Raw genomic sequence first — 4074 nt, 5'->3', positions numbered from 1 at the left:
AGATCGGCATGCGGCCCTCGTTGAGGGCGGCGATCTTTTCGGGATCCTTGTCGATGCAGACGACCTCGTGGCCGAAATCGGCGAGGCAGGCGCCCGACACCAGGCCGACATAGCCCGAACCAATGACCGCGATACGCATCGGGGATCTATCTCCCTGCCTCGGCGGCCCTCGATCCTCAGGATCCGTGCAGGAGGCCACCCGCCCCGAGGGTCGGCATATTTTCCCGTGCCGGCAATTCGCTCAGCGTGGCCGAGATCGGCGCATCCGGGGGATCGTCCCGTCCCGAATGGCCGTCATTTCCACCCGAGCGAGGACGCGCGGGGCCGAGTCGAGACCGTGCTTCATTGGTCGCCGTAATAGTCGAGGTACCACTTCACGAAGGCGGGGATGCCGGTCTCCAGGGGCGTTTCGGGCAAGCTGCCGACGAGATCGTGCAGCAGGTCGGTGCTCGCATGGGTGCGGATCACGTCGCCGGGCGGCAGCGGTTTCAGGACGCGCTCGGCCTTGCGACCGAGGGCCACCTCCAGGGCGCCGATCATGGCATCGAGCCGGGCCGGGCGACCGCCGCCGATATTGACGAGGCGGTAGGGCGCCACCGCGCTCAACGTATCGGCGGCCGAGACCGGGCCGCCCTCCCCCGGTTGCGGCGGTGGGCGCTCGGACAGGGCGAGGATCGCGTCGACGAGGTCGTCGATGAAGGTGAAGTCGCGCTCCGCCGCGCCCTCGCCGAACACCTCGATCGGCTCGCCCGCCAGGATCTTCCGGGTGAACAGGAACAGGGCCATGTCCGGCCGCCCCCATGGTCCGTAGACCGTGAAGAAGCGGAACGCCGTCGTCGGCACGCGGAACAGGTGGGCGTAGGAATGCGCCATCGCCTCGTTGGCGAGCTTCGAGGCGGCGTAGAGGGTGAGCGGAGAGACCGCGCGGTCGGTCTCGCGGAACGGCACGCTCGCATTGCCGCCATAGGCCGAGCTGGTCGAGGCCGTCAGCAGGTGCCGGACCGGGTGGGCGCGCACAGCCTCCAGCAGGTTGGCGAAGCCGACGAGGTTCGCCTCGACATAGGCGCCGGGGTCGATGAGGCTGTAGCGGACCCCCGCCTGCGCCGCGAGATGGAAGACGACGTCCGGTCTGACCCGCGCCATCACGTCGAGAAGGGCGCCGGGGCTTTCGAGCCGCGCCTCCACCGCCTCGAAGCCGAGATGCCGGGCGAGATCGGCGTGCCGGGCGCGCTTCAGCGCGACATCGTAGTAGGGCGAGAGACCGTCGAACCCCGTCACGGCGTGACCCGCCGCCAGCAGGCGCCGGCTCAGCGCGTGGCCGATGAAGCCGGCCGAGCCCGTGACAAGAGCGTGCATGCGAGGCCCGTGGCGCCGACTTTCCGAGGATAGAGCGGGATAGCCCCCGCGCGCGCTCCTCGCAAGAAACGCCGAGACGGCGGGGGAAGCGCGGCCCGGTCTCGTGCCGGGAACATCGCCGACGATCCGCGACTTTCGTTTTCACAGGTTTTTCCAAGCGGGTCTTCACGAGCCGCGCGACCGCCGGGCGGGCTCTGGCCTGCTTCCAGCGCGGAGCTGTCGCGCCGGCTCAGGGCTTGTTTCTCGGGGAATCCGGTATACTTACGCCAGACTATCAGCCGACCTATGCCTTGAACCCGCCCGCGACGCGGGTCCCGCTTCTGCCGGGGCCGAATGCCGTTGTCCGGAACGTGTGAGAGAGGTGGGCCGGCCGAGACATCCATCCAGGCCCAGGGCGCCGTGTCGCCCCTCGCTTGGGTCCAGCGAGTTCGAACACCGAGTGTCCGCACGATGAACCAACTTTTCCGCCTGCCGCAAGTCGGCGAGGCCGATGCGATTGCGGAGCCTTCCGCCGATCTCCGTGTCCCCTTTGCGCAATCCGGTACCTTCGTCTGCAAGTTCATCATCGGTGAGCCGAGCGACCAGGCCGTGTGCTGCGGCGCGCCGGTCGCCGACGGCAAGAGCTGGTGCGCCTATCACCGTCGCATCGTGTTCGAACCGGCCCGTCCCGGCCGCGTGCGCTGAGGAACAGCCCGCTTCGTTCGACCTCGGGCGCCCTGCTCGGCGCGGCGCCCGCTTTCTCCGCTCCCTCGATCCTACTCCCCACCGAAATCATCGAACGGCGATGATGGGCCGAAGACGGCGGCCGGAACGCCGGGCCGGCGCCAGCGCATGACGAGGTGCCCATCCTCACGCATGCCGACGTTGCGGAAGGCCGGCCCGCCCTCCGGGGGCAAGCCGAGATCCCCGGGTCGGCTGCCGACCGTTCCGAAGCGGCGCTGCGCGTAATAGGCGTCCGCCGGGGCATCGGGCGGGATGTATCCGTAGACCGGGCGAAGGCCACGCACCGCCACGGCCCTCGCCTCCCTCGGCACCGCCCTCCGCGCCACGATCCGCCGGCTCGGCCGCTCCGCCCTCACCCCCTCCGCCCGTTCCTGCCGTGCCGGCCGCGCCCGGCTCGCGACCGTCCGGATCCGCTCGCGGCGGACCTTGGCCGAACGGCGGGGCGCGCGTGCCTCGACGCGGGCGGGAATTTTGGACTCGTCGATCTTCGCGGGTGTCGCGACCGGCTTCGCCACGGCGTTCGTTGCCGGCGTCTGGACCTTGGCGGGGGGATCGGTCCATTGGCCGTCCGCCTTGCTCTCGGCGGACGGGGCGCCCGGCTTGTCCTCGGCACCGGCGGGAGCGGTCGCCAGGATCGTGCCGAGCAGGATGAAGAGGGTTCGGAATCGGCTGCCGCGCGACATGGGAAATCCCCTCGGAAACGGAGATGGATAACGCCGGCCGTCAGCTTCGGCGACGGATGCGACGATCCCGCAGCGGAAGCTCGCTGGCAAAGGTAGGAGTGACCCCGCGCGACGTCCATAGACCTATGTATCAAAGCGCGAAACGCGCCGAATATTCCACCATAGGTCTCAGCGACGACGCTTCCGCCTGACGCGTCCCGCCCTATCTTCGCCGTTCGACGCGGCCGGAGCCGGGGCTGGCCCGGCCTGTTCTTCGAACGATCTCAGGAGTCGGCATGGCAGCAGACGGCACGACGGCGCGGTGCCTCTGGATTCGGGACCCCCTCGCGATCCTGGCGGAGGGGGCGGATGGCGGCATCGTCGTCGAGGGCAGCCGGATCGCCGAGACGGTGCCGGCGGGCGCGCGGCCCTCCTTGCCGGTGGACGAGACCTTCGATGCCGGGCGGCACGTGGTGATCCCCGGCCTCGTCAACACGCATCACCACTTCTTCCAGACGCTCACCCGCGCCCACCCGATCGCGATCAACAAGCCGCTGTTTCCCTGGCTGCAGGCGCTGTACGGCATCTGGGGGCGGCTCACCCCGGAGGCGTTCCGGCTCGCGACCCGGCTCGCCTACACCGAATTGCTGCTCTCCGGCTGCACCACGGCGGGCGACCACCACTACCTCTTCCCGCGGGGCCTGGAGAACGCCGTCGACATCCAGGTCGAGGAGGCGCGCAGCCTCGGCATCCGCGCCGTCGTCACCCGCGGCTCGATGAGCCTGTCGGAGAAGGAGGGCGGCCTGCCGCCCGAGACGCTGGTGCAGGACGACGACACCATCCTAGCCGACAGCGAGCGGGTGCTGCGCCTGTTCCACGATCCCGAGCCCGGTGCCATGGTGCGGATCGGCCTCGCGCCCTGCTCCCCCTTCGCCGTCACCAAGCGGCTGATGCGCGAGAGCGCCGCGCTCGCCGAGCGCCACGATTGCCGCCTGCATACCCATCTCGGCGAGACACTCGACGAGAACGCCTTCTGCCTGGAGGCATTCGGGCAGCGCCCGGTGGATTACCTGGAGGAGGTCGGCTGGATGACGCGGCGGACCTGGCTCGCCCACGGCATCCACTTCAACGACGAGGAGGTGCGCCGCCTCGGGGCCGCCGGCGTCGGCGTCTGCCACTGCCCGACCTCGAACATGGTGCTGGCGTCGGGCCAGTGCCGGACCTGCGAATTGGAGGCGGCGGGCTCGCCCGTCGGCCTCGGCGTCGACGGCTCGGCCTCCAACGACAGTTCGAACCTGATGGAGGGCGTGCGCCACGCCCTGATGATCAACCG

Annotated in this window: 5 protein-coding genes; 2 read left to right on the top strand and 3 right to left on the bottom strand. The window is 69.9% G+C overall.

Going from position 1 to position 4074, the window contains the following annotated elements:
- A partial coding sequence (locus ABS772_RS05745) for a 2-dehydropantoate 2-reductase N-terminal domain-containing protein (RefSeq protein ID WP_350392925.1) occupies positions 1–139 on the bottom strand: 139 nt, incomplete at its 3' end.
- A gap of 203 nt (positions 140–342) precedes the next feature.
- Positions 343–1356 (bottom strand): NAD-dependent epimerase/dehydratase family protein, encoded by a 1014-nt coding sequence (locus tag ABS772_RS05740; protein WP_350392924.1) that lies wholly within the window; start codon positions 1354–1356, stop codon positions 343–345.
- A 450-nt stretch (positions 1357–1806) separates the two neighbouring features.
- On the opposite strand from ABS772_RS05740, the gene ABS772_RS05735 reads away from it, so the two are divergent.
- On the top strand, positions 1807–2040 hold the full coding sequence (locus tag ABS772_RS05735; protein ID WP_012455083.1) for a hypothetical protein: 234 nt from the start codon (positions 1807–1809) through the stop codon (positions 2038–2040).
- A 71-nt stretch (positions 2041–2111) separates the two neighbouring features.
- Here the strand turns inward: ABS772_RS05735 and ABS772_RS05730 are convergent, their stop codons facing one another.
- Entirely contained in the window at positions 2112–2762 is a 651-nt protein-coding gene (locus ABS772_RS05730; RefSeq protein WP_350392922.1) for a dihydrolipoyllysine-residue succinyltransferase component of 2-oxoglutarate dehydrogenase complex, read from the bottom strand.
- A gap of 275 nt (positions 2763–3037) precedes the next feature.
- Between ABS772_RS05730 and ABS772_RS05725 the strand changes: the two genes are divergently transcribed.
- The coding region (locus ABS772_RS05725) for an 8-oxoguanine deaminase (protein WP_350392920.1) at positions 3038–4074 on the top strand (1037 nt) is incomplete at its 3' end.

This window comes from Methylorubrum podarium (genome assembly GCF_040270385.1).
Classification (GTDB): domain Bacteria; phylum Pseudomonadota; class Alphaproteobacteria; order Rhizobiales; family Beijerinckiaceae; genus Methylobacterium; species Methylobacterium podarium.
Note: the sequence above shows the minus strand (reverse complement) of the source record. Positions and strands in the feature narration are given on the sequence as shown.